19 protein-coding genes and 3 pseudogenes are annotated in these 24,404 nt (G+C 58.0%); 7 read left to right on the plus strand and 15 right to left on the minus strand.

The features are described 5' to 3' along the window. The 3 genes and pseudogenes from A5906_RS12290 to A5906_RS12300 all read right to left on the minus strand — a co-directional run. A pseudogene (locus tag A5906_RS12290) lies at positions 1-856 on the minus strand (transketolase family protein); the annotation flags it as partial. Then, positions 853-1,692 carry a transketolase gene (locus A5906_RS12295; RefSeq protein WP_080135455.1) on the minus strand — a complete coding sequence of 280 codons (840 nt, stop codon included), beginning with the start codon at positions 1,690-1,692 and terminating at the stop codon, positions 853-855. The gene A5906_RS12295 and the pseudogene A5906_RS12290, both read right to left, overlap by 4 nt. Before the next feature lie 24 nt (positions 1,693-1,716). After that, the gene (locus tag A5906_RS12300) at positions 1,717-2,466 is read right to left on the minus strand and encodes an SDR family NAD(P)-dependent oxidoreductase (protein ID WP_080135456.1); all 750 of its coding nucleotides are present in this window, start codon (positions 2,464-2,466) and stop codon (positions 1,717-1,719) included. Between the two features lie 110 nt (positions 2,467-2,576). Here A5906_RS12300 and A5906_RS12305 point away from each other — a divergent pair, with 110 nt between their 5' ends. Both A5906_RS12305 and A5906_RS12310 read left to right on the plus strand, forming a co-directional pair. Next, positions 2,577-3,473 (plus strand): LysR substrate-binding domain-containing protein, encoded by an 897-nt coding sequence (locus A5906_RS12305; RefSeq protein WP_080135457.1) that lies wholly within the window; start codon positions 2,577-2,579, stop codon positions 3,471-3,473. A 471-nt stretch (positions 3,474-3,944) separates the two neighbouring features. After that, complete coding sequence (locus A5906_RS12310) at positions 3,945-5,909, plus strand: nucleotidyltransferase family protein (protein WP_080135458.1); 1,965 nt, start codon at positions 3,945-3,947, stop codon at positions 5,907-5,909. 950 nt (positions 5,910-6,859) lie between these two features. Here the strand turns inward: A5906_RS12310 and A5906_RS12315 are convergent. Then, a pseudogene (locus A5906_RS12315) lies at positions 6,860-7,764 on the minus strand (Fic family protein); the annotation flags it as partial. A 695-nt stretch (positions 7,765-8,459) separates the two neighbouring features. On the opposite strand from A5906_RS12315, the gene A5906_RS12330 reads away from it, so the two are divergent. The 4 genes and pseudogenes from A5906_RS12330 to A5906_RS12345 form a co-directional block, all read left to right on the plus strand. Continuing rightward, complete coding sequence (locus tag A5906_RS12330; RefSeq protein WP_080135461.1) at positions 8,460-9,305, plus strand: type IV toxin-antitoxin system AbiEi family antitoxin domain-containing protein; 846 nt, start codon at positions 8,460-8,462, stop codon at positions 9,303-9,305. Beyond that, positions 9,292-10,203, plus strand: a complete 912-nt coding sequence (locus tag A5906_RS12335; protein ID WP_080135462.1) for a nucleotidyl transferase AbiEii/AbiGii toxin family protein — start codon at positions 9,292-9,294, stop codon at positions 10,201-10,203. Before A5906_RS12330 ends, A5906_RS12335 begins: the two co-directional genes overlap by 14 nt. 85 nt (positions 10,204-10,288) lie before the next feature. Then, entirely contained in the window at positions 10,289-10,708 is a 420-nt protein-coding gene (locus A5906_RS12340; RefSeq protein WP_080135463.1) for a hypothetical protein, read from the plus strand. 117 nt (positions 10,709-10,825) lie between these two features. After that, a pseudogene (locus tag A5906_RS12345) lies at positions 10,826-11,272 on the plus strand (transposase); the annotation flags it as partial. A gap of 480 nt (positions 11,273-11,752) precedes the next feature. On the opposite strand, the gene A5906_RS12350 reads toward A5906_RS12345, so the two are convergent. From A5906_RS12350 to A5906_RS46590, 11 genes are all read right to left on the minus strand, one after another. Then, entirely contained in the window at positions 11,753-12,937 is a 1,185-nt protein-coding gene (locus A5906_RS12350) for an OmpA family protein (RefSeq protein ID WP_080135465.1), read from the minus strand. Between the two features lie 19 nt (positions 12,938-12,956). Beyond that, a complete protein-coding gene (locus A5906_RS12355; protein WP_136615165.1) occupies positions 12,957-13,976 on the minus strand; it encodes a hypothetical protein in 1,020 nt (339 codons plus the stop codon). 2 nt (positions 13,977-13,978) lie between these two features. Continuing rightward, a complete protein-coding gene (locus A5906_RS12360) occupies positions 13,979-14,713 on the minus strand; it encodes a hypothetical protein (RefSeq protein WP_136615166.1) in 735 nt (244 codons plus the stop codon). A 94-nt stretch (positions 14,714-14,807) separates the two neighbouring features. Then, positions 14,808-16,256 carry a hypothetical protein gene (locus tag A5906_RS12365; RefSeq protein ID WP_080135468.1) on the minus strand — a complete coding sequence of 483 codons (1,449 nt, stop codon included), beginning with the start codon at positions 16,254-16,256 and terminating at the stop codon, positions 14,808-14,810. A gap of 18 nt (positions 16,257-16,274) precedes the next feature. Further along, positions 16,275-16,997, minus strand: a complete 723-nt coding sequence (locus tag A5906_RS12370) for a thermonuclease family protein (protein WP_080135469.1) — start codon at positions 16,995-16,997, stop codon at positions 16,275-16,277. A 274-nt stretch (positions 16,998-17,271) separates the two neighbouring features. Then, positions 17,272-17,457: a hypothetical protein gene (locus tag A5906_RS12375; RefSeq protein WP_080135470.1), complete on the minus strand. Its 186-nt coding sequence runs from the start codon at positions 17,455-17,457 to the stop codon at positions 17,272-17,274. Between the two features lie 443 nt (positions 17,458-17,900). Beyond that, positions 17,901-18,656: a hypothetical protein gene (locus tag A5906_RS12385; RefSeq protein ID WP_080135471.1), complete on the minus strand. Its 756-nt coding sequence runs from the start codon at positions 18,654-18,656 to the stop codon at positions 17,901-17,903. A 346-nt stretch (positions 18,657-19,002) separates the two neighbouring features. Beyond that, positions 19,003-19,263 carry a hypothetical protein gene (locus A5906_RS12390; RefSeq protein WP_136615167.1) on the minus strand — a complete coding sequence of 87 codons (261 nt, stop codon included), beginning with the start codon at positions 19,261-19,263 and terminating at the stop codon, positions 19,003-19,005. Positions 19,264-19,299: 36 nt separating this feature from the next. After that, the gene (locus A5906_RS12395) at positions 19,300-19,572 is read right to left on the minus strand and encodes a hypothetical protein (protein WP_080135473.1); all 273 of its coding nucleotides are present in this window, start codon (positions 19,570-19,572) and stop codon (positions 19,300-19,302) included. After that, a complete protein-coding gene (locus A5906_RS12400; protein ID WP_136615168.1) occupies positions 19,573-20,304 on the minus strand; it encodes a hypothetical protein in 732 nt (243 codons plus the stop codon). Between the two features lie 1,891 nt (positions 20,305-22,195). Continuing rightward, complete coding sequence (locus A5906_RS46590; protein WP_488225933.1) at positions 22,196-22,369, minus strand: hypothetical protein; 174 nt, start codon at positions 22,367-22,369, stop codon at positions 22,196-22,198. Positions 22,370-23,768: 1,399 nt separating this feature from the next. Between A5906_RS46590 and A5906_RS12410 the strand changes: the two genes are divergently transcribed. After that, entirely contained in the window at positions 23,769-24,044 is a 276-nt protein-coding gene (locus tag A5906_RS12410) for a hypothetical protein (RefSeq protein ID WP_136615169.1), read from the plus strand. Positions 24,045-24,404: the final 360 nt, after the last annotated feature.

Below are 24,404 nucleotides of genomic sequence, written 5' to 3' on the forward strand. Positions count from 1 at the left end.
CCGCCTCGCCGAGACCGCCAATCGTCGTGTGGTTTTCGGCAACGACGACCAGGCGGCCTGATTTGCCGGCTTCACGCAGGATCGTGTCGGCGTCGAGCGGCTTGATGGTCGGAACATGGAGCACCGCAGCATCGACGCGGTCGTTCTTCAGAGTTTGCAACGTCTCGAGTGCGCGCATGGTCATGATGCCGGATGAGATGATCAGAACATCCTTCCCGTCACGGATCAGCTTGGCCTTGCCGAGCTCGAACTTGTAGTCGTATTCGTCGAGCACGACCGGTACCTGGCCTCGCAGCAGGCGCATGTAGACCGGCCCGTGATGCGCCGCGATCGCGGGCACCAGCTGCTCGATTTCATGGGCATCGCAGGGGTCGATGACCGTCATGTTCGGCATGGCGCGAAACAGCGCCAGATCCTCCGCTGCCTGATGGCTCGGGCCATAGCCCGAGGTCAGACCGGGCAATGCGCAGACGATCTTCACGTTGCGGTCTTCCTCCGCGATCGTCTGGTGTATGAAGTCGTAGGCACGGCGCGAAGCGAACACCGCGTAGGTGGTTGCGAATGGCATGAAGCCTTCGGCGGCAAGACCGGAGGCCGCGCCGAACAGAAGCTGCTCAGCCATGCCCATCTGGTAGTAGCGGTCCGGAAATTCCTTCGCGAAGATGTGCAGGTCGGTGTATTTGCCGAGATCGGCCGTCATGCCGACCACATCAGGGCGGCTGCGTGCAAGCTCGACGAGCGTGTGTCCAAACGGCGCCGGCTTCGTCTTTTGTCCTTCAGCCGCGATTGATGCGATCATCGCCGAGGTTGTCAGGCGCGATTTGCCCGGCTGCGGTGCTGATCTCACGGTCTTCATGCCTGCCTCCCGGCTTCCAGCGCGGCCAGCGCGAGCTGCCATTCGTGCTGCTCGACGCGGATGAAATGGTTTTTCTCACGCTGCTCCAGGAAAGGAACGCCCTTCCCCATCAGCGTGTCGGCAACGATCATCCGCGGCTTGGGCTCGGTATGAGACTTGGCGGCGTCGAACGCCGCAAGCACGGCATCGAGATCGTTGCCGTTGATGCGCTGCACGAACCAGCCGAAGGCCTGAAGCTTCTCGACCAGCGGCTCGAACGCCATCACCTGCGTCGAAGGACCGTCCGCCTGCTGATTGTTGACGTCGACGATGCCGATCAGATTGTCGAGCTTGTAATGGCCCGCCGACTGGATGGCCTCCCAGACCGAGCCCTCGTCGAGCTCTCCGTCCGAGAACAAGGTGTACACCCGCGCATCGGACTTCTTGCGCTTGAGCCCGAGGCCCATGCCGACGGCGATGCTGAGCCCAAGCCCGAGCGAGCCGCCCGACATTTCCATTCCCGGCGTGTAGGAGGCCATGCCCGACATCGGCAGTCGGCTCTCGTCGCTGCCGTAGGTTTCAAGCTCCTCCTCGGGGACGATCCCCGCCTCGATCAAGGCCGCGTAGAGCGCGATGGCGTAGTGCCCGTTTGATAACAAGAAGCGGTCGCGGTCTTCCCAGGACGGATCTTCCGGCCGGTAGCGCATCGCATGAAAATAGGCCACGGCGAGGACGTCGGAGATGTCCAGCGCCTGTGCGATATAGCCCTGGCCCTGGACTTCGCCCATGCGCAGCGCATTGCGGCGAATGTTGTAGGCGCGGTCCGCCAGCTTGGGCGTGTTGGTCAGCGTTTCCATCGATCTGGACCTTATCTCACTGGCTCAGTGAATGAGCATGCCGCCATTGACGTCGATCACGGCCCCGGTCACGTAGGCGGAAAGATCCGAAGCCAGGAAGGTGTAGATGCCGGCGACATCCTCTGCCGTGCCGAGGCGATTGAGCGGAATGCCTTCCAGGATCTTCGCCCTCATCTCGTCGCTCAGCTTGCCCGCGGTGATATCGGTGCCGATCAGGCCGGGCGTCACACAATTGACGCGGATGCCGTCCGGACCGAACTCACGGGCCATCGCCTTGGCGAGACCAAGCACGCCGGCTTTGGCGGCCGAATAGTGCGGGCCGCCAAAAATTCCACCGCCACGCTGGGCCGAGACCGACGACATGCAGGCGATTGATCCGGACTTGCGTGCGCGCATGTGAGGGATCACGGCCTGGGAGAGGAACAGAACACCTTTCAGATTGACGTCCTGGATGCGATCCCAGTCGGCCGCCGTAATTTCCAGGAGCTTCACCGGTTGGGTGATGCCAGCATTGTTGACCAGAATATCGATGCCGCCGAGGGCTTCGATCACCCGGGCGACAGCCTGCTCGCAGGACGATTTGTCGGCGACGTCGCACCGAAGTCCGATGTGGGACTTTCCAAGCGATGCTGCAGCATCCGCCGCGGCGTCGGCATCGATGTCCAGAATGGCGACCCGCGCGCCCTCGGCAGCGAACCGCCGTGCCGTGGCAAGCCCAATGCCGCGCGGCGAGGCCGCGCCCGAAATGATGGCCGTCTTACCGCTGAGCAGCATCAGTTCCTCCCGTCGATTGTTTTTCCTTGGCAAGGCTAGGAATGCACCGCGGACGCGCAACAGACAAACGCACAGTTGTCACGGATCGATGAATCTGGTTCACTTATCGGATGCTGTCCAATGTACCGATATCGGCAATTCGCGCCTTTGAAGCTGCCGCCCGCACTGGATCATTTCGCGATGCGGCGAATGAGCTTCACCTGACGCCGAGTGCGGTCAGTCATGCCATCCGCAAGCTGGAGGACACACTTCGGACCGTTCTGTTCGAGCGCAGTGCGCGATCAGTTCGGCTCACGCCGGCCGGCGAAAACCTGATGCGGCACACGGGAGCGGCATTCGATCAGCTCCGCCGTGGCCTCGAGGAAGTCGCCGCGCGCGGACCGCAATTGGTGCGCGTCCACTCAGCTCCGAGCTTTGCCGCGCAATGGCTGGCGCCGCGGCTTGCACAATTTCTCGCCGCTTATCCGAAGCTCGAAGTGCGGCTGGCAGCCAGCACGGATTATGCGCGCTTCAGCAACGACGATTTCGATATTGACATCGTCTACGGCCCGCCGCGCGCGGAGGGCGTCGAAATTGTTCCTCTCCCGGAGGAGACGGTCACGCCCCTCTGTTCCCCTGCACTCGGAAAATCGATACGCAAGCCTGCCGATCTCCTCGATCAAACCCTGATCCGTTCCGACGTGAAGCAGGTGCAGTGGCACCAATGGTTCACCGTCAACGGATTGGAAGCCCCTGCCCTGCACGGCATGCGGTTCGATCGCAGCTTTCTGGCGATCGCAACAGCCGCGGAGGGACTAGGCGTCGCTCTGGAATCAACGCTCCTGGCCGAGCGCGAACTAGCTAGCGGGCGATTGGTTGCTCCGCTCGCAGGTCGCGCCAATGATATCCGCTACGTCGGTCATCGACTGATCTACCCGCGCGCCAGCCGACAGCGATCGGCGGTGCGAGCCTTTGCAGATTGGCTTATAGCCCAGCTTGAGGGTGAAAACACACCTTCCTCTAACTGAGCGGAAGCTGGCGCGAGCCTTTCCGGCTGACCTACGCTTCGCGACCACCAGAAGATCACCCGCCGGAGCGACTGATCGAGGGGTAGTTAACCTCAGATTGTGCACGGCGAAACGCATCAGGCGCATCACGACAACAGCAAGCGGTCGGAGGACCCACGGCGGAGCCGGGGGACTGCTGATCGCGAGCCGGCCAATCCTGCTCGGTAGTGCAGCCAGTTGGTGCAGAAAAGCAGCGTGAATTAAGGAGTTTGGGCCGCCAATCAGCAGCTCACAACTAAAGGGACCACTTGCGCGCTACGGTTGTTTTGGTTTGAATGCGAAGATATTCTGGCTATTGAGCTTTGTGCGTAAGCGGGCGCTCTATTAATTATGACTGGTAATTATGACTGGCCATAGCATCGCGCCTTCCGGCACGAGCCTAGCAAGACGCACAGTGTTCGATATCAAAGATCTGATTTCACTGAGGATATTATGGGGGCGCGCAAGTCAACCACACTTAAGCACTCTGTCACACTTAAGTCGGAAGCAATAGAAGCTCTGGCGGGCGCCGAGTATGTGCGGGACAAGTTACATACATTGTTCGACGTTGGCCCCAATCCAATGTCGCGCCTTGCTTATGCCGTCAAAATCCGCGTCAAATCTGACGAGCGCCTCATTCAAAAAGTGATTGCCCGTCGGCAGGTCCCCGGTAAGGAAGACTATCGACCTGCGGACGCAACCGACATTGTCGGCGTCCGACTGATCGCCATCTATAGCGAGGATCTTCTCGCCATTTGTCACCGTCTCTTCGAGACTATCGCATTTGCGCAATCATCCAGCATGCAGCTCTTCACGGGAGACAAGCTGGATGACTGTGTCCAGGAAATCATCGTCTACACATCGAAGAATGCCTCCTACGTCTATGGCCTGTTGCATAAGGAGTTCTTGACACTGAACCTCGGCGAGCGAAAGAACGGCCAGCCAAAGCTGAGCTCGGTGCAATCGCCGGACGAGAAACCTTACTCCTCAGTACACATCGTGCTTGACGCCGTGAGCTACGCTGCGAAGTCACCCAAGATCATTCCGATCGAGATTCAGGTTCGCACGATCTTTGAGGACACTTGGGCCGAGATTGATCATCCATTGCAGTATAAAGGCAGCAGCTTCGCAACAAAGCTCGGCTTGCGGAAGAAAAAGAATAAGCCTGAGTATGAGCGCTTGCTGCCGCAGGCGCAGAAAGACGTCAGGCTATTGAAAGACAAGCTGGACGTTATCTCACACGAGGCGGACAACATCCGCGACCGATTTCTGACGATCGAGGAGCTGTTCGGCGTCGAGGCGGGCTCGGCGCGCGTGAAGATCCCCTTCTCGATTACCTATGTCCGCTATGAGGTTGCTAATCTGCATGGGGAGAATACTCCCAGCGAGATTCGAGAGGCGCTGCATTCGCTCAATGAGCTTATAAGGCAGCACTATGCTCGCATGTTCCCGGGCCTGCGGAATCACCTCAACAGCTACATCGGCAACTTGAGCGACATTATCAATCGAGTGGACGACGTCATTCATAAATACTCCACGAAGTTTCCGGAAGAGATGCGGAAAGACTCGCGAGCAAGATACTTCCTCTTTATGGAGAAGGCTCTTGCATTGCTCTGGCGATTCCGGATCGCAAACCACTACCGAGATGCAAAGGCAATCTCGTTTCAGTTTGACGTTGGCGAAGCCATCAAGATCTATTGTGATCTAGACAACTCCGGCGAGTATCAGGACGATCCCATGATCGTATTTCGCCTGGCTAACGCGGTGATGATCAAGGGTGGTCACATCGACTACGTCATCACCCTCCTTGATACCGCAAACCAGAGATTGGCGGCTTCTCAGCAGGTTCGAAAAGGAGACGCCTTTCGAGCCTGGATACCGAGGCAGTATGCCTACGCTTTGTGGCGCAAGAAGCAGTATTTCGACAACGAATTCGCGCGCACCCATAGCGTGCGGCTTTCTTTGGTTTACAAGGCCGAGCTCCTCGAAAAGGCCCTGGCCTCGACGCAACAGGCTATGGAAGAGACCGAGTTCTTCGACGAAAGCATTCGCCGTTTGGAGGTTGCCAAGAACTGGAACAACTGGATCTCGTACATGTGGGAATTGGTGGATCTGGTCGGCCCTGACGTCCGAAATCGCTATGAAAAGTTTGCAGAAATGAAGTCTGGTATCGAATCGGTAACCAAGATATACGAGGATGGGGACGCAAGTATCAATGGCCTGGATACGCTCGCAAAGGCGTTTTCGTTGTGCGGGGCGATCGATCGGACAGCGGCCTATGTTGATCGCCTCAGGGCTGCTCTCGCTGTGGACAGCTCACTTAGCCCTGACGACAAGATCAGTATCCGGCATACAGTAGACAATGCTAGTCGAATAGCGGAACTTACGAACATGGGGGATCAAAATGTGCCTACCTGAAGAGACACAGTAGAGCAGTCGAAAAGGGACGGCGTAAAACGCCGTCCTTTCTCGTTGCGCCTTTCCGTGCACTTGGATTTGGTGAGAAAGCCCTCGATCCGGCAAGTTCATCAGAGTTTCAACTCGATGTCGACGAGCGCGCGTTTGCCGATCTTGTAAGGTCTCCGGGAGCTCTTGAGCTCGTTACTATCTTTGTTGCGACCTTCGACTTCGATTGCGTGATCTGCATCGGCAGCGAACGGACCACCCGGAGCGGCCCTTGTCGGGGACGAGAAACCGCCAAAACTTTTTTTTGGCGGAGAACCGGAAATGGATTCAGCGGCATCGTTGATCCATACAGCCGCGGCACCAACGGCTTTTTCTCGCAAGAGCGTGACGGCGAGCTGTCAATCGGCGTTCAAATTTGCCCCCGTATTGCCGCATCTGCGAATGTTACCGTGATGGCGCCATTGCCGATGACGATCCGATGTCGATTAATTGGTCGCGCCAGATGGCTTTCCCGGCTTGCTCGACGAGAGGGGCTGTGGTCGGGTCGGGCCCTACATAGCCCGAGCCGTCCACAACCCGGGCAATGGGGCAGCGGTGGTGGCGTCGTCGAGCGGGCCCTGGGCGAACAACGGTTCGGCAGCTCTTCGTCTGAGCGCCCTCAGCAGACGTTGCACAATCGAATGCTGTCTCTTTCCGAACTCCTCAGGGTATTTTTTCGCGCAGCCGGCCGACAATTGCGAGCGCCGTCAGCTGCGGCTGCTCTGCGAGCCACGCGGCAATATGCGGGGCGAGCTTGGACGGCATGCGAACTCTGGTCTTATAGGGCCGACGAGTTCGCCGGTGCGTGGCACGCGGTTCGCCGACCGTCGCGGTCTTGAACGAGCGTCTTCGCGAACGTCGCCGCGATCGCTGGCAGGATGCTAGTGTGAGCGGGTTTCAGCCGGAAATCCACGGTTTTCCGATCAGGAGCGAGCAGGAGGCGTGGGCTCACTTAGGTTCAGATGATAGCGCGTATGCCGGAGCTCGCCCGTTCTGGTCAACGCGCCTTCGGCGATGAGGTCCGGAAGGTCACGTGTTGTAGTCGCGCGGGGCGCCTTTGTGATCGTGATGTAGTTCTCCGCGCTCAAATCACCCTTGAAGCCGTCAATCCCCTCATTGAACATTCGGGCAATGACCTTCTCCTGGCGGGCGTTGAATTGCTCGCGCAGACGCTCAGAGAACTTCGTCTTCGCGATGTGGAAATCCACGCGCTTGTTGGTATTTTCCTGCGCTTCGAGGATTGCGCTGCCGAAGTAAAGCAGCCAATCTGTGATCGCCATGGGCTTATTGTTGCGTTCGAGGGCCTCGTAGTAGGCCTTCCGCTTGCGTTCGATCGTGTAGGCCAAGGCAATGAGGGTCGGCTGTCCTAGATTTTGCGCGAGTGATTTTTCCGCCAGTGCGCGCGCAATTCGGCCATTCCCATCTTCAAATGGATGGATGCTGACGAAGTAGAGGTGAGCGAGGGCGAGCGCGTGATCGCTGGCAGCGGGTGTGCACCCGCCGGCCCGGAGTCGTTGAACCACTTTATGAATGCGCTCATCTCCACCGCCATGCGGTCAGGGGGAGGCGCCTCAAAATGAACCCTGCGCCGGCCGATAGCCCCCAGAGATCACCTCATAGGTTCGGAATGAGTACGGTACGCTCCGATCGTCTTGATGGTCCGATCCCCGCTCACCAACATGCCATGCCACCCGAACATGGTCTCGTCGTTCAGGGGCCCAGAGAAGTTGAGATACAGGTCGACCATCATTTGCGCGATCCCTCGTTCCGCAGGGCGCGCGCCGGCTTGCTCATCACCAAGGCCGAACTGGTGCCGCAACGACGACTGACTGCGTACAGCCGATGGAAATCGTTGACGATGTTCGACAACCGTACTCCGTCAGAAACGCGGTCGTGCACGAGGACTCGCCGAACAACGACGATGCAATTTCGGTCTTCCACCGTCTGGAGAGGCATCTAGTGTCCATTTATATTGGCTTCCTTCACCTTTATGCCCGCGTCCAAAAAAGTACCGGCCAACACATGTTTGGCAGATAAGGGAGGCTTTTGATGAACATATCGAAAAGTTTTTCTGGAATCCTGACGAGCTATCGTGAGATGGCGTCCGATCGGAGATGCGGTTGGTCGGTTGAGGGTGCATTTCCATCGTTGCGTTGCCCTGAATTCGTTGTCGTTCGTGAAAGGAGGCTGGCCGAAGCCTCCGGACGAGTTCACACGGACTCATATCCAGCGGTTCGGCGATGCCATTGATGAGATAGACGAGCGTGGTCTGGACAGGAGGGAACTGAGCCCAAAGCTGATGTCCCCCGCCGAGCTAGCAAAGGCTTATCTTGGGCTGCCCAAGGAACTCGTCGAAATGCTCAGCCCTGCCAATTATCGAGCTTGGTTTTCCGTTTTTTCAATTGGTTGGCAGGCAGAAAGATAGGGGCGGTTTACGAAACTGGCGTATTTGCTAACCCAGAGTTAGCGTTTGGACCAAATAATAAACTAGGCTGAGTTTAGAAATATGCTATTTTGCTAACTATGAGTGAGCTGGTGGCCGGAAAGCTAAACTGGTTGGAACGCAACCTGCCCGAGGGGCTCCTGGTCGATGCATCCTGGCTCGCCAAGCATGACTACTCGACGGCCTTGCGGCGTCGCTATGTAAAAGGCGGCTGGCTCCAGCAGCCGGCGCGGCAGGTTTATACTCGTTCTCGCGGTCCTCTCAGTTGGCAGCAGGTCGTCATCTCGTTGCAGAATCTGCTGCAGCTCCGTCTGGTCGTCGGCGGCCGTACCGCGCTCGAATTGCATGGATTCACCCACTATCTCTCCCAGCAGACCCTTGAGGTTCACCTCTACGGCCCCAAGGCGCCTCCCGGATGGTTGAAGAACCTGCCGATAGAATCTCAATTCCGATATCACAACAGCCAAAAGCTGTTCCGGAACGATCCGGTCACGATAGGTATCCGCAGCCTAGACTGGGATGCCCTTGACCGGCATACCCCGAGCGAGGACACCGGAAGTGTTGGTGTGCAACCCTGGGGCCACCACTTGAACTGGCCGCTCGTGGTGTCATCGCCAGAACGTGCCGTCCTCGAATTGCTTGCCGAACTGCCAGACCATGAGAGCTTCCATCAGGTCGACAAACTCATGGAAGGCATGGGTAGGCTAGGACCCAAACGTTTGCAGAAGCTCCTGGTGGATTGCAAGAGCGTGAAGGTGAAAAGGCTCTTCTTCTTCTTTGCTGATCGGCATCAGCATGCGTGGCTCAAGTACCTGGATAAAGACAAGATTGATCTTGGCAGAGGTAAGCGCATGCTTGTCAAGGGCGGCAAGTTCGATTCCGCCTACCAGATAACCGTCCCGGAGGATCTTGATGGCGTTCTCTGAGGCCTATCGCAGGCAAGTAGGGCTGATGCTGCGCTTGGTGCCGATGGTGGCCGAAGAGGAGTGCTTTGCGCTGAAGGGCGGCACCGCCATCAACATGTTCATTCGGAATATGCCTCGGCTATCGGTCGATATCGATCTTACTTACCTGCCGGTTAAATCACGCGCAGAATCCCTGGCTGAGGTTGATGCAGCGATGACCCGCATCAAGGCGCGCGCGCTCCAAGCCCTCCCTTCGCTGAAAATTTCGGAAGCAAAGGTTGAAGGCGCTACGGTAAAGCTCAGCCTCACGTTTGAAGGCACGCAGGTTAAGGTCGAGGTCACCCCGGTTTTACGCGGATGTGTGTACGCACCCGAACTGAGGACCGTATCGCCGGCTGTTGAGGATGCCTTCGGCTTTGCTGAAATGCGGGTGGTCTCGTTCGGGGACCTTTACGCAGGAAAGGTCGTAGCGGCGCTCGACCGGCAGCATCCTCGCGATCTTTTTGATGTGCGCGATCTCTTGGCCAGTGAGGGAATCCCGGAAGAACTGCGTCGGGCATTTGTTGTCTATCTTGTGAGTCATGGCAGGCCTATGTTTGAGGTCCTCGGTGCCAAGCGCAAGGATATCGCCCAAGAATACGAACGCGGCTTTAGAGGTATGACCAGTGAGCCCGTCGGACTCGATGAACTGTTGAAGGCGAGAGAAGCGATCGTTGAGGAGATCGTGGGCAAAATGCCCCAGCAGCATCGCCGCTTCCTCGTTCAATTCGAGCGGGGCGAGCCCGATTGGGCGTTGTTGGAGCTGCCTGAGGCCGCCAATTTGCCTGCGGTACGTTGGCGCCAGCAGAACCTCGACTCTCTAAAGGCGGAGAAGCGAGCGGGACTCGTAAGTGAATTAGAGAAGGTTCTCGCCGTCTAGTAGGGTTCGTGACGTCCAAGAGCCATAATCACTTAACTAAGGCGGGGGAGGGAAACATTGATGGGCTGGGTAGAGACAAGCTCCGATGAGCAAGTCCGGCCAAAAGGAATGGGTGCTTCCTGCGGCAATCCTATTTGCCAATCTTAAGCGAAAGGATTTGGAAGAGCAATATCTCTCGAAGCATCCTGACGTGGTGCTTCGTCTGTTCTCTGAAGCTTTGAGTGTGGAAGGACGCTTTCAGGCATTGGAGACCGGGTTTTGGGATCGGATGGATCTCGTACCTGCTGGTGTCCTCGCAAACCTGTGGAAGGCCAGGAAGCAAACCGAGGTTTCCGCGATGGGTATGTTCGCTGCTATTGCCAGCGAGTTTGCCAACGGCAGCATCGCCCAACGTCCGTGGGGAGCGGCGCTGAAATCGCCAGACTTGCATCAAGTGCTCAAGTGCTCGCCGTTGGACTCTCAAACATCTTCTACTTGGCGAGGCGGTGCAAAGAAGCCGGGGTAGACCAGTCTCATATTTTCAGGCCGATAGCTTACCTCACTTTGGTTGCCTTGGATCGGCTTCCGGCGAAACAGGTGGCTGATCTTCTCATAGATCAGGTTTGCCGAACAAGCACGCGTGTTGACGCGCCTAATTGGGCGCTTGGTTCGGAGCGATGCTACTTGTCGCCGGTTCATGACAGTTCCTGGCGCTGGCCCCCTGACAGCCTTGGCATTCAAGACAACCATCGATAACCCAGGCCGCTTCCGTAAATCACGGCATGTTGGCGTCCATCTTGGACTGACCCCAGGCAAATACGCGTCCGGAGAGGTCGATTACAACGGGCGCATCACCCGGTGCGGCGATGCCTTTGCTCGAGCGCACCTCTTTGAAACCGCGCACTCTTTGATGGTCAACACCAGACGGTGGTGCTCGTTAAAGGCATGGGGCATCCGCATCGCTAAGCGCAGTTCCATGAAAAATGCGCTGGTCGCGGTGGCCCGCAAGATATCCGTCATCCTGCATCGCATGTGGTGCGACGGCCGCGACTTCCGATGGGAGAGATCGGAGCACGCAGCGGCGGCTTGATACCCGAACGCACTGATCAGCAGAACACGGCCGAAAGGCTGTCAAGGAGTCCGGCAGGACGAGGAATGGCGAGGGTGATAACCGGTCTGCATCGCGAGCCGATCGCTCCGTGACTGCGCTCCCGAGATGGTCCCGCCACTTCTTCACGAACATCATCATGAGGCGGAGATCCCGACCTCGAAGAGAAGCGCGATCGCCGGATAGCTTGACGCCACGGGAGGTTCGGACGGCACAGTGACGATGCGGTAATCAGACCAGACTTGCTACTTGACGTTCCAATCCCGGTTAGAGAAGACCGGTTAAAGACGGCAGCCGGCGCACGCAGCGGTGATAGCGGTGCCGCAGGCAGCTGCTTGACCGAGTGCCTCCGGCGAGGAGTTCAACAGCGCTTTGCGTGAGGGGTTATGCCCCGAAGGGGCGGAGACGCATCGTGGCTCCGGGCGAAGCCTAAAGCCCGGCCCGCAGGTACACGCCCCGCCTTTAGTTTCCAGGCGTCCACAACGGAGCCCGGACCGGCTTCGGTGGTGGCGTGAGCGAAAGCGGCTGTGGCTTTTGAGCCGGCCTCGGCCTTGGCATAGGGGTTGGCGTTGCAATTGCCGGCGCAGACGGAATAGTTGAAGTGATCTCGCGAGGCACCGATTTCCGAAGTCGAATTTCAATCCGACGGCGCTGCGGGTCATCACGTGGCGCCCCCTCAATCGCTAGCGTCTCATCCGTATTGACGAGTTGAGCTCCAGATAGCGGCAAGATCCTGTATGGCGCCAACACTTGACTCTGTCGGAGCACGCTCACAACTGACACCGCCCGCGCCAGCCCGAGACCCGCGTTGTCGGTGGGCACCAACGTTGAAATGGTCGACGTACCCTTTAGGACCGAAGGCAGGTCGCGATCTAAATTTGTTGGCCGAACGCCTAGTGGCTGCTCGTCGGTATGACCGACAACCTCAATCACATCGACATCGTATTTCTTGATGTATCCAAGGATTTCCTCGGGAGTTTTTCCAGTCAGCGCGTCAATCAGCTTCTGTGAAAGCTCTGCACTCCCACTTCTAAATGAATAACCGGCAGCATCGCTCAACGTAATGATCGGCGGCCATTGATGACCGCTGGGACCTGCCCCTGGCGTCGAGGCTGACCCGCGCTCAATCGTCTCTAAAATTTCCAAGGTGGAGGGCGGTGGCTTTCCGGGCTTAGACATTGAACGATTGATTGCGCTGAGGGCGTCCGCGTTCTTGATGGCCTTGTCGGCATCAAGCCCATTCGCCTTCAGTTTATCGAGATCTGCAATTCGATTGCGTACTTCCCTGATCGACACGCCGCTCTTCTCAAGATCGGCGATCGCGGCTTGGCTATCCACCAACTCTCGCCAATATTTGTCGATTTCCTGGGGATCGGTAAGGGCCGAAAGGCTCTTTAGCTTCTCGGCAACGGCCGAATTCTCGCGCAGGGACGCCACCGTGTCCCGGTCTCGTTGATTTTGCGCGATGTGCTGTTGTAGCTTCTGCTCCGCAATTACGCGCTTGTCTTGCTCTCGCTTCAAAAAGGTGGCCATGGCGATAAGCAGGCAGAACACCAGCAAAAGCATGATCTCAGCCATCGTAAGCCCGAGCACAAGACCTTGTCGGTACGACGAACGCTGCTGGATGATTTCGCCATTCATGGCCATGCCAGATGCCCTTCAGCGACTACGGGGCACGATTGCTGGAACCCCATGGTCCAGCAGCCGCGCGCGCGGCCTCGGCCGCTTGAATTGTCTGCATCAGCCTGTCGACGGCAGCCCCCATGGCTTGCGTCTGGCGGAGACTGGCATCAATCGTCTTCGCCTGCACCTCGGCACTTTTGCTGAATGAGTTGATCGCCCTGGTCAAACCGGAGACTACGGGTGCAAGCTTTATCTCAATGAGATGCTCGGGGGTCTGCATTGCCGCTAGCTTCGCCGCAAGGCCGTCAATGGCTTTCACGATGGTAGAAGTGCTTCGTGACAGTTGGTCGGACTCTCTCACCAGACGGGCAGAAACGGTATCGAGCGTTCCGACAACTTTCTCATTCAACGTGTCGAGTGTTTTACCTGACCTTTGAGATGCTTCTTCAAGGGGCCTTCCTGCCGTTTGCGCGAACGTCCGGATCTCGGTCGCCAGCTTGTCGCTCGCGCTACCCAAGGTCTCGTTTATCTCGTCCAAGGCATCAGTGATCGACTGCTGTGTCATGCGCCGGAAGTAGCCAAATTCCAATACCGTACTCTCTAGTTCGCGTTTAACCTTCCGAGAAGCGTCTGCCAGCTCCAGCCGGGCGGTTGCTTCTACTTCAATCGGATCCCGCCGCATTTGATTAAACAAGATGCGTAAGGTGATGCCGGCAATTGTCGACGCAATGGCAATACCGAAGTTCTGAACAATCTGTTCGGCGGCGCCTTCGGCTCTAAATTGGTACAGCGAGACGGCAAGGCTCGTCAGCGTAAACAGAAAACCCATGTAGTAGAGGTTGTCGCCTGACTGATCGTCGCGAAGGCGAAAGAGCCGCGCGATTCCCAGCATGAGCGCATATCCGATCATGATCAGGACCGGAACGGACGTGACATAAAGCGCGGGCAAGTCATTCAGCTTGGAAGCAACGATGTAGCCGCTGCCCAAGGCAACGACCACAAAGAAAAGCAGTCCGCTTATTAGCCCGGGCGGCGTACGCCGTATGGTGTCCTGCATAGTCACGCCTAGGCTCCCTGAAGTCGTTTGACCTCAATGGACGAAGCCCCATTATCCTTCATCCACTGAATCCAAAACTCGGCGTGTTTGAGGTCGTTGAGCAGGGGCTGCCCCTTCGGCTGTCGAGTGACATAGCGAATGGACACCCCAGCACCATGCAAATCGGTCCGAAACTTCAAATAGGCCGGAGACTGCTTGTAGCGCTGGAAGGAGAGGTCGCCGGCGGCCGGGTACTGACTGTACTCTCGCGTGTATTCGATCATGTCAGAGATTACGATCAGTGTCTTTTTCGCGTTCTGATTGGCCGCGCTAAAAAACTGGTCAATGGCGATATCTTGGATCGCAGCCATGAGCGGCGAGCTGGCGGCCTTGGCCGAAGCCATGCTGTTCTTCACCGCCTCTGCAGCTGGCTTGCGGAAGCTCTCGATCCAGCGCAGCCGGGCGATTCTGGGATTGTCGGTCCACTCGCTGAGGCCGGCGCCGTCACCCGGATTGCACTTTGAGAACAACGACCGGCTGCGCGCACCGGCGATATCCAGGACCCGGATATCAAGCTTGTAGAAGGACGGGAGAGTGGCGATCAGGTCATCCAGAACAACCTGTACCTCCCGTCGCGTAGCCTCGGGCAAGTCGTCGGATGTATCGACCAATACCACGTTAATGCCATGCGGGCCGTCGACGGGGCACAGGCTTTGCGCATCGAGGACCGGCCGCTTAGGCATTGAGAAATAGAAGTACGCCAAAGCACCGCCACACGCGATCGCCACTAGGATAAGTAAGATCCCACCAATGCCGGCCCAGCCGATGCCAGATGCACTCTGCCGTCTGGGACGCTTCCTAGCCACTCTTTTTCTCCGGCAGCAGCTCGTCGATTTCACGATAGGTTTTCACGGCGTTGTCAAAGGCCTCGTGAATGGCCTTTATCTGCTGATTCAGAAGCGCCTGCGTCTCGGCGATCATCTTCCGCAGATGCTCCCTGGCCGTCGAATCCGGTTCACCGCCAGCGTAGATAATGCGCTCCATAGTATAGCTGCGCGAAAACGTGCTCGGCGGCGGCGTGGAACGCGCCCGTCGGTTGGATTCGCGATAAATCTCAAGCAAGGCGCGGCCAGCTTGCTCGATCTGGTTCTGATGCTGAGTAAAGCGCTGGGCAAGCCGACCCCGACCTTGAAGCAGGGAGTCGTATTCCCCACGCCGGACGGAGAGGTCCCTCGCCGCGTTGTTCATGGCGTCGGTGCAATCCTCGCGGATGTCGCGGAGCCGATCGATCAATTCACTGCGAGCGCCCGCAAACTGGTTGCTGGCGTCGAGCCATCGACGCTCGAGGCCGGCGTACCCCATGTAGGGGTCGAAAAACATCAAGCCGTCGGCCATTGCCACCAAAGAAAAAACAAAGCCGACGCTGAAGAAAACCCACGAGTTGATGTCCGTGAGCATGTAAGGGGCGGTTTGTAGTCTGCGGAGCACTTCCTGACCGACGTCGCCACTGATCGTTGGTGGAATCTCGCGCAGATGAGCAAGGGTCAGATTCAGCGCGACAGCGAAAGCCAGATAGCCGTGACACGATAGAACTCCAAGCAGCTTCAGGAAGAAACTGCGCTGGTTGACTAGGCGTATGAGCACCATACCGCAGAGGAAGCTCGCCAGGATATTCAAGGCAGCGAATACCACCGCCTGGACCAAACCTCCCAGCAAGCCGCCTATGTTGGCGTTGGCGAGAAAGCTGCCGTTCACCACCACTTCGATCACGAACAAGATCGCAAGGATACCGACCTTCAGAATGATTTTCCCGGGGCTGGCAAGCCTGGCTGGCCGCTCGATTCTATGACGAGCGCGAAAGCGCTCCCGTTCGATCTCGGATTCATTAAGCCGACGCCGCAAGGCAAATAGCTCGTCGCGGCCAACGGTTGCCTCAGCCCTGAAATCACCCACGGCTTCGGGCGCGGCCTGCTGAATGGTCGCGAATCGCTCCTCAAAGCTGAGCGCTGTTACGCGCTCATCGTATGTGTGAAGGTGATCGAGGTATATCGAGTGAGAGTCCTGCTTGTGGCGCTCGATCTTTTCAATGATCTGGTGTTCGATGTCGTCGAGGGTCTGCCCGTCCGAAGCGGGACGGTTTTGCGCTCCTCGTTCTCTTCCCTGCTCGACAAGCTGCAGCTCATCGGCCATGCGATCGACGTTGAGATCGAGAAAGATATTCGTCGCCGGCTGGTAGTGGTGAACGGGCTGGCTAAGGAGGCCCAAAATGCGTGCGAGGGCTGACTGACGCTTGCCGGTGGTATTCATAAGGACTTCAGCCTGGAACTAGAGCTTGGACTTTCGGCAGCCAGCGGCTTCAGCATCGGCCACGGAGCAGAACCAACGGCGAGATGAGCTTCGATCCATCGACAGCCGATCGTAGAACCTCCCTCCGGGCACGTGATAGATGCATTGATGGGCACTTTTGAGATTGCCTTTGATGACACAGTCCGGAGAAGGCGGCTCGGCTACTGTAGCCGGCGCCATCAGCGTACGCTGCGCCTGCACAGGTACGGCGACTGCGCCAAGGATCACGGTATTGTTGCTTCGGTGACGCCACTCCCAGGGAGCAACAAAGGCACCGCTCCAGAGGCCGCGCTTCTGCTCTCGGGCGAAATCTTCGTCTGCAACATAGGCCGTCGAGTAGCGGCGAAACGCGAGCGCCCAGCCATTTCGCACCAGCCAACGCGAAACGTCGTCACCACCAACGGTGCAAGACCCAAGATACCGCTTATAGACATCCCGACCTGCCAGCTCGCACGTCCAGGACCGGTCGCCGGCAAAGGCTCTCAGTTTTTCTCTGGCTTCGATGCCGCAATCCCAGGCCTTACCAGCAGCGTCCAAGCAAACCTGGTCCGTCTCAGGCGCGTCGATCCCGCTCAGCCGAATCTTGACGGCTCCCTCGTAAACGGTGTCCGCGTCGACAATTTGCGGCACACCCTTCACTTCCCCCGCAATTGCTGGTGAAAGACTCAAAGAGCAGCACAAGATGGCAACAGCAGCGCGCATACTGCACCGCACTCAAATTTCATGGAAACCGATAGTTAACAACCTATTACACTTTTCTGGCGAGAACTAGGAAAGGACAATCTGTCGGACATAGTGCTCGCGGACATAGTTAATTCGACGCATGGCACACAGTCTTAGGATACCTGTTCGCCCTCCAATCGACTTGGGCTCGGGTAAAAGGGCGATCATCCCCGGCACCGCCAAGCCAGGCGCAAAAACTATTAGAAGCCTCTGGAGCACGGTTCCGTTCGAAAGGCTCTCCCGTGGGAGAGCCTTAGCATTTCGCAAACAAGATAAACGGGGCGGCAAAGCGCTCGCGGAACCTTGCATCGCCCGGCATCGCGATCATCGCTTCAGTGACCGGCTGGGCCTCGGCCAGCGCTTCGACGGCCCGAACGAACTCATCCTTGCGCCAGCTTGGCCAGCATGTCCCTTCGATGAGCCCGCGAAACCCGCGCAAGAGTTCATTCGCTTCTGCTAATGAGGCCGCATCTAGTCAGGCTCCTGGTCGGCCTGGGGCTTCGGTTCGCGAAGGACGATCTTTCCCGACACCGCCAGTCCGGGCGCGATGACGAGGTTGCCCTTTCCGTCTTCGTTCGGCCACGCCGCACCGATCCGAGTCCATGCCAAATTTCGGCCATCGCAGTGACCGCGAACGCATCGTGTGTGGGCTTTCGATTCTCAGCCATGAGCTTCTCCTTTCATGCGAGGAGCCCGAGGACGGACGTGGCTCTGAGAGATTCTTCCCGGAACAGCGGCGAGGCGGGCTGGCGTGGCAAGGGAGACCATCCTCAAACCATGGAATGGCTGAAGTCCGTTGAGAGCTGATGACCCGCAAGGTGCAGAGCTACTTGCCCCCGCATTGGAAACGATGTGGGGCACTTTTGTTGGGTATATTTGCACTCAGCCTTTGGGTTCGCTGCACTTCAGAGATGCATCGGATGTGGTCGCTTTTGCTGGTGCAGCACCACCAACGGAGTTCTTAAGGAGATCGTCAAACCTTTGTTTCTCTTTCGCAGGGCCGATTACTGCCCAGTACGAGACGATCGTGCAGTGCCCATCCTTGCCGTGGCCCCACCCGGTAAGATTTCCAATGAAGATGTCATCGTTATCGGTGTCGAGCCGCCGGCCCACAAACGCGCCCATCCCCAGCTTGTCAGTGCTCGATATGTACGTGAACATCAAAAGATCGCCGGAGCGAGAGCCCTTTACCTTGAAGTTGCGTGGATTGTTTTTCCTGTTGTCACGTTCAGCGACGGCTCGATCCTGAATCATCCTTCCGGACGCGAGAACAAGTCGGGGCACGAGAAAATCGTATTGATCGTCTGCGCTGCCGGAAGGATCCGTATAGATGTACAGGGCCTGCTCAAGGCTCAACTTTCTTATGAACCAGGGGATGACGTTTTGCTCGAAAGGGTCACGAATAAACCCGACGACGACAGCTGCCACGACAAAACCCAGCGCCGCTTTCAGGCCCTGACGAACCAGATCAGGCGCCAGCGGCCGCACCGTGTCGCGAACCCGCTTCCAATATCTTTTTGCGAGCAGAAATCTCGGAGGTAATACGAGCTGCTTACCGGCCCGTGCCTTGCGCGAATTGCCCATGCTTCCCACCCCAAAGAACTTCTCGGGCGAAAAACGCCCGAGAAGCTCTTGCATCCTCAACCGCCACAGAGCGTCGAATTTGCCCTGACGATGACCGGTGCCGACGGACGAGAGCAGCGCATCTGTTCCTCCATGCGAGCAGTCGAGTTGCTCGCTCCTATTATGTTGGAAGGCAAAAGAAGCGGTTCAAGAGAGCCGACGAAAAAACCAGAACTTGCCATCTAAGTGCCGGATATCATTTGCTTCTCACCACCTACCGCGTCGCAACAACTACTATAGTCTTATGCATATCGCGACATGACAGGCGCGCCCTACGCCATTTGCCATTCGAAAAAAACAAAATACTCGGGCAATTCGACTTGAAAGAATTTCAGGCATTTCGCCACGCCCGTCCGCGCTCCTACCAATCTAAAAATACAACAGCCGCCTGACAAAGAGCCGAAGCACCAGCTGCGCTAGCGGCCAAGGCGTTGAAGGTGCTCTGGAGGTTATAGGCAGCTCCCAGCGCGTTGAGCTTTTCAGCCTCTTCCCTCATCCCAATCGGACCTTTGACTCCGGCAAATTTGTTTCCTGAATTCACCTTCGCAGACAAGAACCACAAACCGGCGGCCACGATCGCAAAAGCGGCGGTCGCCAAATTGAAGAAGTGCTTCGCAGTCAATCTTTCCCCCGTATGTTTGCGAGCGGCGGGGCTCATCTAACGGCAGCGCACCTTCGCATAGATGGTGCAGCCTTGCGTCCCGTCGCAGAACAAAACCTCTTTCCATCCGGAGGAGTCACAATCTCCCTCCCAGCATTTATGGTTCGGAGGAAGGGTGCTGCAATCCCGGTGCGGACCATCACGCAGAATACCGGCGGTGGCTCCCGCCCTCATTATCGCCTGCGCCTCTTCAAGCGTCTTCCGCGCGGTGGCGTAGCCCTGCTGATGCGCTTCCTCGACCGTCTGGGGAATCTTTACTGCGTCTGCCATTTATGGCCCTCCTTTGCGAATGGCTGCCGCGACGGCTTGTCCGATAAGTGCGGCGTTGTGGATTGCGGCGGCCTCAGCGGCGGCGGCGTCCCCAGGCGGTGCTATGGTGATGGTCACATCGTGGGTACGTGTGCGCGTGGCGTTCAAGAATGGAGAGTCCGGGTTGGCCGTAAACTCCACCAGCTTCCACGTTGGCGTAACCGAACCGCCATAAACAACGACGAACGTCACCTGATAGCTGAATGCGCTGTAAGGACCAATGATCGTCCCCGGCACGGTCGACAAGAAGATCTTCTTATCCAGGAACTGGCCGATCTTGAGATCTCCCTCGATCAGAATCTCGCCTGGTTTCTCACACGGATTCACAATCGGCCGGGCGGAGCGTAGCTCCCTGAGCGGATAAGTGAAGGAGATCGTTTCAATTCTGGTCGCGTCTGAAGAGGCATTCACTCCAGCGCCGAGTGTAAATGACCTCGTGTCGGAAAGAGTTCGCACCCACGACAGGCCTGGGTTTGCGCTGCTCTTCTCCTCAACCGTCAGCTTCAGAGTAACTGTTGCCAACCAGTCTTTGATCCAATCGGCCTTGTTGCCGGTCCGTTGGCCCGCCCCATAGTACTTCCGGATGGCGTCATCCACTCCCTTGTGCAGCTCGCACTTGACGTGGTTGATGAGGCGATTCTCGGTGATCTTTTGACTTTCAGGAGGCTCGTGCCACTCCTGCATCTCCGGCACGTAAGCCCCGCAGCCGCCGAAAAGCCCAATAGCCGCCGCGCACAGAAGAAGCCCGCAAATCCGCATGTGAAAACCGCTTAATGAAAACTAGGCCTACTGCATGAAAACTAGACCTACTGCATGACGACACACTCTTTGCTCGGTCACAACGGCCTCCGATTGGACAAGGTCGAAGAATCTTCAGCTGTGTCAATCTCGCAACATGGGGTTGAACTTAGATCTGCCTGCACCTGCAAAAGTGGTTAAGCCCTGAACCACACGCCTTGCCGGGAAGACCCACGGCTCCAGACCATGCTTTGACAGCCTGACCGGCCAGCGCGCATGGCGGCAGTGGCGCCCACCGCTATCGAGGTCAAAACATTGCCTCACGCATTCTGAGAACGAACAAAGCGGAACGGTCACGGCCTGTTCGCGCTTTGAGTCAGCTTTGATCATCCCTCACCTCGTTTGATTGCGCTATTGAGCGGAGCGCTCGCCTACGAGGCGATGGCAAGTTTCTGCTTCCTGTCGAGGCTGAGCTTCGGTCGACGACCGAGGCGCAAACCTCTGGTTTTTGTGCGGGACGGCCTTCCATGGCCCGCGACAATGCACGCCATGTAGGAATGAAGATGCTAAGCGGTCATGCTGCTGTCATCAGCGGCGTCTTATTCTCTAGGAGCCGCCGATGATCGGCGCCGGATATGCCGGAGCGAATTCTGCGGGGCGAGCATTCTCCACGATGCCCGAGCACCAGTGCGGAGACATCAAAATGGAAGCGCTCCGTGCTGGGGCCACGTGCTGCGATGGCGCCGCCGGCGGGCCACCGATACGAGCCAGAACGGGCCGGCGAACGCCGCCGCCATGCCAACCAGGCCTTAACGACGGAGCTTCGCCGGACGGCACATTGCCCCGCGGTCAAGACCCGCTGTCCGGCCTCGGTAGGCCGCTCCTCGCCGTCGCCAAGACAGTCTTACCCATTGGCAAACTCCAGCCCTATGCAGGGTTCGATGAAGCCGAACGCGGGGGGCCACTCAAATCGAGACAATTTTCTCTCTTTCAGCCCGGGCGGCCGAGCGGCAGCCACTGTTTTCCGCACGTTAGCAGGGCTCCCGCTGTATCGCGTCCCCCTTGCGGCGATCCGGGCGGAAGCCGTTGCCTCCCGAGACACGACCGCATTCTATAGCTATTCTCGTATTAGGAACAAAACCTGAGGTCGACGTCTTTACTTGTTTCTTTTCTGGCGTGGAGGCGAAATGATTACTGCCGCGCAATGCTTAGAATTCGCACACCGGTACAGAGCACTTTCCCAAACGCCCGGACTCTCCGAAGACAGTGCCCTCCTGATGAAGAATATCGCTAGGAGCCTCACGGGTTTGGCAGGCCAATTGGATCGACTTGATGCGCGAACAAGGGAGGAGCGAGGATGACCAGCCCCAGAGCGCAAAGGCGGGCCGCTTAGAAGTTCAATTTTGATCAAAGCTATCTTTGGTCGTTTATTGGCATCACTGGCCGAGGCCCTGCCCGGTAGGCGCCGGTCGCTGAGAGACCGCTGCGTTCCCCGCCTGCAAAGCGAAGGGAGCGTCGTCAAGGCCGACAAGCACATCCGCGTTGAACGTCTTGAGCCAGGCCGCGGCCGCCTTCGGATCCGAGAGGTTGCATGCAGTGGATTTTAGCTAGAGGGCCGTCCTCAGGACCTACCATCATTTGTGGTTGCCGGTCCTGCACGTGGATTTTGTCAAGCGACGTCCGGATTTGCCCCCGCATATTGCCTCAGATGACAATGTTACCGAAGCGCCAACTGTCGCGCGAATTGGACCCCGCGCGTCCGAGCAAGCCGCTCGCGAAGCGCGCCCTCCAGAGCGCCGTAGCGAGCGAGTGGCTTGCGGTGATTCGGCGAAGCAATACGTGGGATTTAGACAGCGAGGGAAGCTTGGAACGATAGTATGGTTTCGGTGCTGCTGATGAGCTGTCGAGTGACCTTTGATCGCCAATTCTTCACCAACCGCTGCACCGTACGCCGCTGATGGCCACTGAACTGACCCGGCGCATGCGCTGCCAGCCGGGAGAGGAGATCGTGCCGCGGCAAACAGGCGAGCTAATGAGCGAGCGGCATCAATGCCTTCAAAGCGCCCGTAGCCCACCAGAGTCGAACGATAGCTCCGTTCTTCTGTTCAACGAACGCTTGATCGTTCTTCTTGTAGGCCCTGGAACGAGTGACTTCGACATCGTGAGAACGGCACCACGACACGACCGTGTCGTTCATGAAGGCGCTGTCGTTGTCAAGATCGAGCCCGCAACGGGCCAGGGAAATAGGTTCTGGGCGCGCTCGAGGGCCTCGACCACAAGCGCTGCTTCACGCACGACGAGCGGAAAGCATTCGGTCCACCCCGTTGCGACATCCACCATTGTTAGCGTCTGAATGAAGGCCCCGGATACGGACATGCCGCCGTGCGCAACCAGATCCGCTTCGCAGTACCCCGGCGGAGGTGATCCCCAGTCATTGAATGTACGCACCGGGACTTGCCGCCGTACGGCACTGGAAAGGCCCGCCCGCCGTCGACGTCCTCCGGCTGCTGCGATCCTTACGTCGCTCAGCAGGCGATCGATCGTCGCCGCGCTCACCCTCAAAACCTTAGACCGCTCATCAGCAGAAAGCTTCAATCTGCCGTGCCGTTCAAGAGCCGGAAGCAAGAACGGGATCATCGCGACGAGCCGCTTACTGCAGAGCCGGTCAGACGAGTCCCATAGCACAATCAGTGCCGTACGAATGGAAGCTCCGTAGGTCCGGCCCCGCCGCCGCGGCACGACGGATCCCGATGCCCCGTCCGCTGACAGCGCTCGGATCGCGTGCTTGCGATGCCATCCCGCAACGGCGCATAGCTCGCCTAGGATCCGTCCCTTCTCGAGCCGCCCGCTTGCCCGATAACGCTCGGCCAGCGCTGATGTGACCTCGCGCTTTGCGCGCATGCTGATCTTCCCTGCCATAGCCGCCACCGAACTGATTCGGCAGCTCCGCCCCAGACACGACAGGGAAGTTGTCCGGTAACATTTTTAGCGAGGCAATGCGGTCAATTTCTCACGTCGCCCGACATGTTTCACATGTACGCATCCCCGGTTATGGACTCGAACAGCTAAGCCGGCATGACGGCGAGAAAGCAGTGCCTAGGAACGAAGTAGCAACAGCAATGCGGGCATTCACGGGCTATGTCCGCAGGACAAGCCACAGACCGGCAGAAGACATCTTCCAGCCACCTCGAAAAGAAGAACAACTGGCCACTTGGCGGTCTGATGTCAAAGCGATCTGTTCAAAAATGGACGCTCTTCTGAGCAGCCTCTTTTGAGATCTTCCGACCTCGAGACGCTCAGGTGCAAGATGGGGAAAGATTTCCCTCCAACGCCCCCCGCTTTACTCCGCCGTGTGGTGGATGCTCTTTACGCGGCGGGTCCTCCCTGAGTCCCGCACCCAGCGGCCGCGACTGTCCCGCGTGGCAGACGTTGTCCTGTTCGAGAACGGTCTCAAAGCCTCCAATAGCACAGGCGAGGCGAATCCAATCTGCGCGGCGAAGATCGACGGGTTTGACGAGGTCGGCCCGTTCGAACTGGAGCGTGAACCAGGTATTCTCATATTGGTTGTGGCCATCGGTATCGACCCTTGGGCAACCGCCATTGACGTTGATCACTTGCCAGCCAGGCGACTTCAGCGCTTCGATCACAATGAGCCTACTAGCCTGCAAGAAGCGCTTAGCGTCGCACCCGACTAGTGGTCTGTAGGCAGCGAACTCCACGTCGAGCGGGCCACCAACTGCGCCAAGCGCGGCTGTCGCACCGTAGTAGGCGGTGTACACGCTGGATGGCCACCGAACGGATGTCCGACCGGCATATCCTGACGCGACCCCCGCAAGGCCATTCACCCGCCGCGCGGACAACCGCGGCGCAGGTTGCTCAGGAATAGGCCCGGCCAGGGTACCGTAAGGGACGTAAGGCGAAGCGACTGCGGAGTTGCCGTTTCGGTGAGAGGCATAAGCCCCTGCTGTGAAGGCTGCGGCCAAGACGGTGACCGCGAGTGTTTTACTCATACTCATTCCATGCTGTACGGAGGAAGCGCAAAGCCTTACGGCTGG

The organism is Bradyrhizobium sacchari (genome assembly GCF_002068095.1).
Lineage (GTDB): Bacteria > Pseudomonadota > Alphaproteobacteria > Rhizobiales > Xanthobacteraceae > Bradyrhizobium > Bradyrhizobium sacchari.

Coding starts and splice junctions, on each gene's coding strand:
- A5906_RS12385 (WP_080135471.1), bottom strand. CDS start 18,656: ATGCAAGAGCTTCTCGGGCGTTTTTCGCCCGAGAAGTTCTTTGGGGTG.
- A5906_RS12330 (WP_080135461.1), top strand. CDS start 8,460: ATGAGTGAGCTGGTGGCCGGAAAGCTAAACTGGTTGGAACGCAACCTG.
- A5906_RS12295 (WP_080135455.1), bottom strand. CDS start 1,692: ATGGAAACGCTGACCAACACGCCCAAGCTGGCGGACCGCGCCTACAAC.
- A5906_RS12300 (WP_080135456.1), bottom strand. CDS start 2,466: ATGCTGCTCAGCGGTAAGACGGCCATCATTTCGGGCGCGGCCTCGCCG.
- A5906_RS12340 (WP_080135463.1), top strand. CDS start 10,289: ATGAGCAAGTCCGGCCAAAAGGAATGGGTGCTTCCTGCGGCAATCCTA.
- A5906_RS12305 (WP_080135457.1), top strand. CDS start 2,577: ATGCTGTCCAATGTACCGATATCGGCAATTCGCGCCTTTGAAGCTGCC.
- A5906_RS12310 (WP_080135458.1), top strand. CDS start 3,945: ATGGGGGCGCGCAAGTCAACCACACTTAAGCACTCTGTCACACTTAAG.
- A5906_RS12350 (WP_080135465.1), bottom strand. CDS start 12,937: ATGGCCATGAATGGCGAAATCATCCAGCAGCGTTCGTCGTACCGACAA.
- A5906_RS12395 (WP_080135473.1), bottom strand. CDS start 19,572: ATGGCAGACGCAGTAAAGATTCCCCAGACGGTCGAGGAAGCGCATCAG.
- A5906_RS12335 (WP_080135462.1), top strand. CDS start 9,292: ATGGCGTTCTCTGAGGCCTATCGCAGGCAAGTAGGGCTGATGCTGCGC.
- A5906_RS12370 (WP_080135469.1), bottom strand. CDS start 16,997: ATGCGCGCTGCTGTTGCCATCTTGTGCTGCTCTTTGAGTCTTTCACCA.
- A5906_RS12365 (WP_080135468.1), bottom strand. CDS start 16,256: ATGAATACCACCGGCAAGCGTCAGTCAGCCCTCGCACGCATTTTGGGC.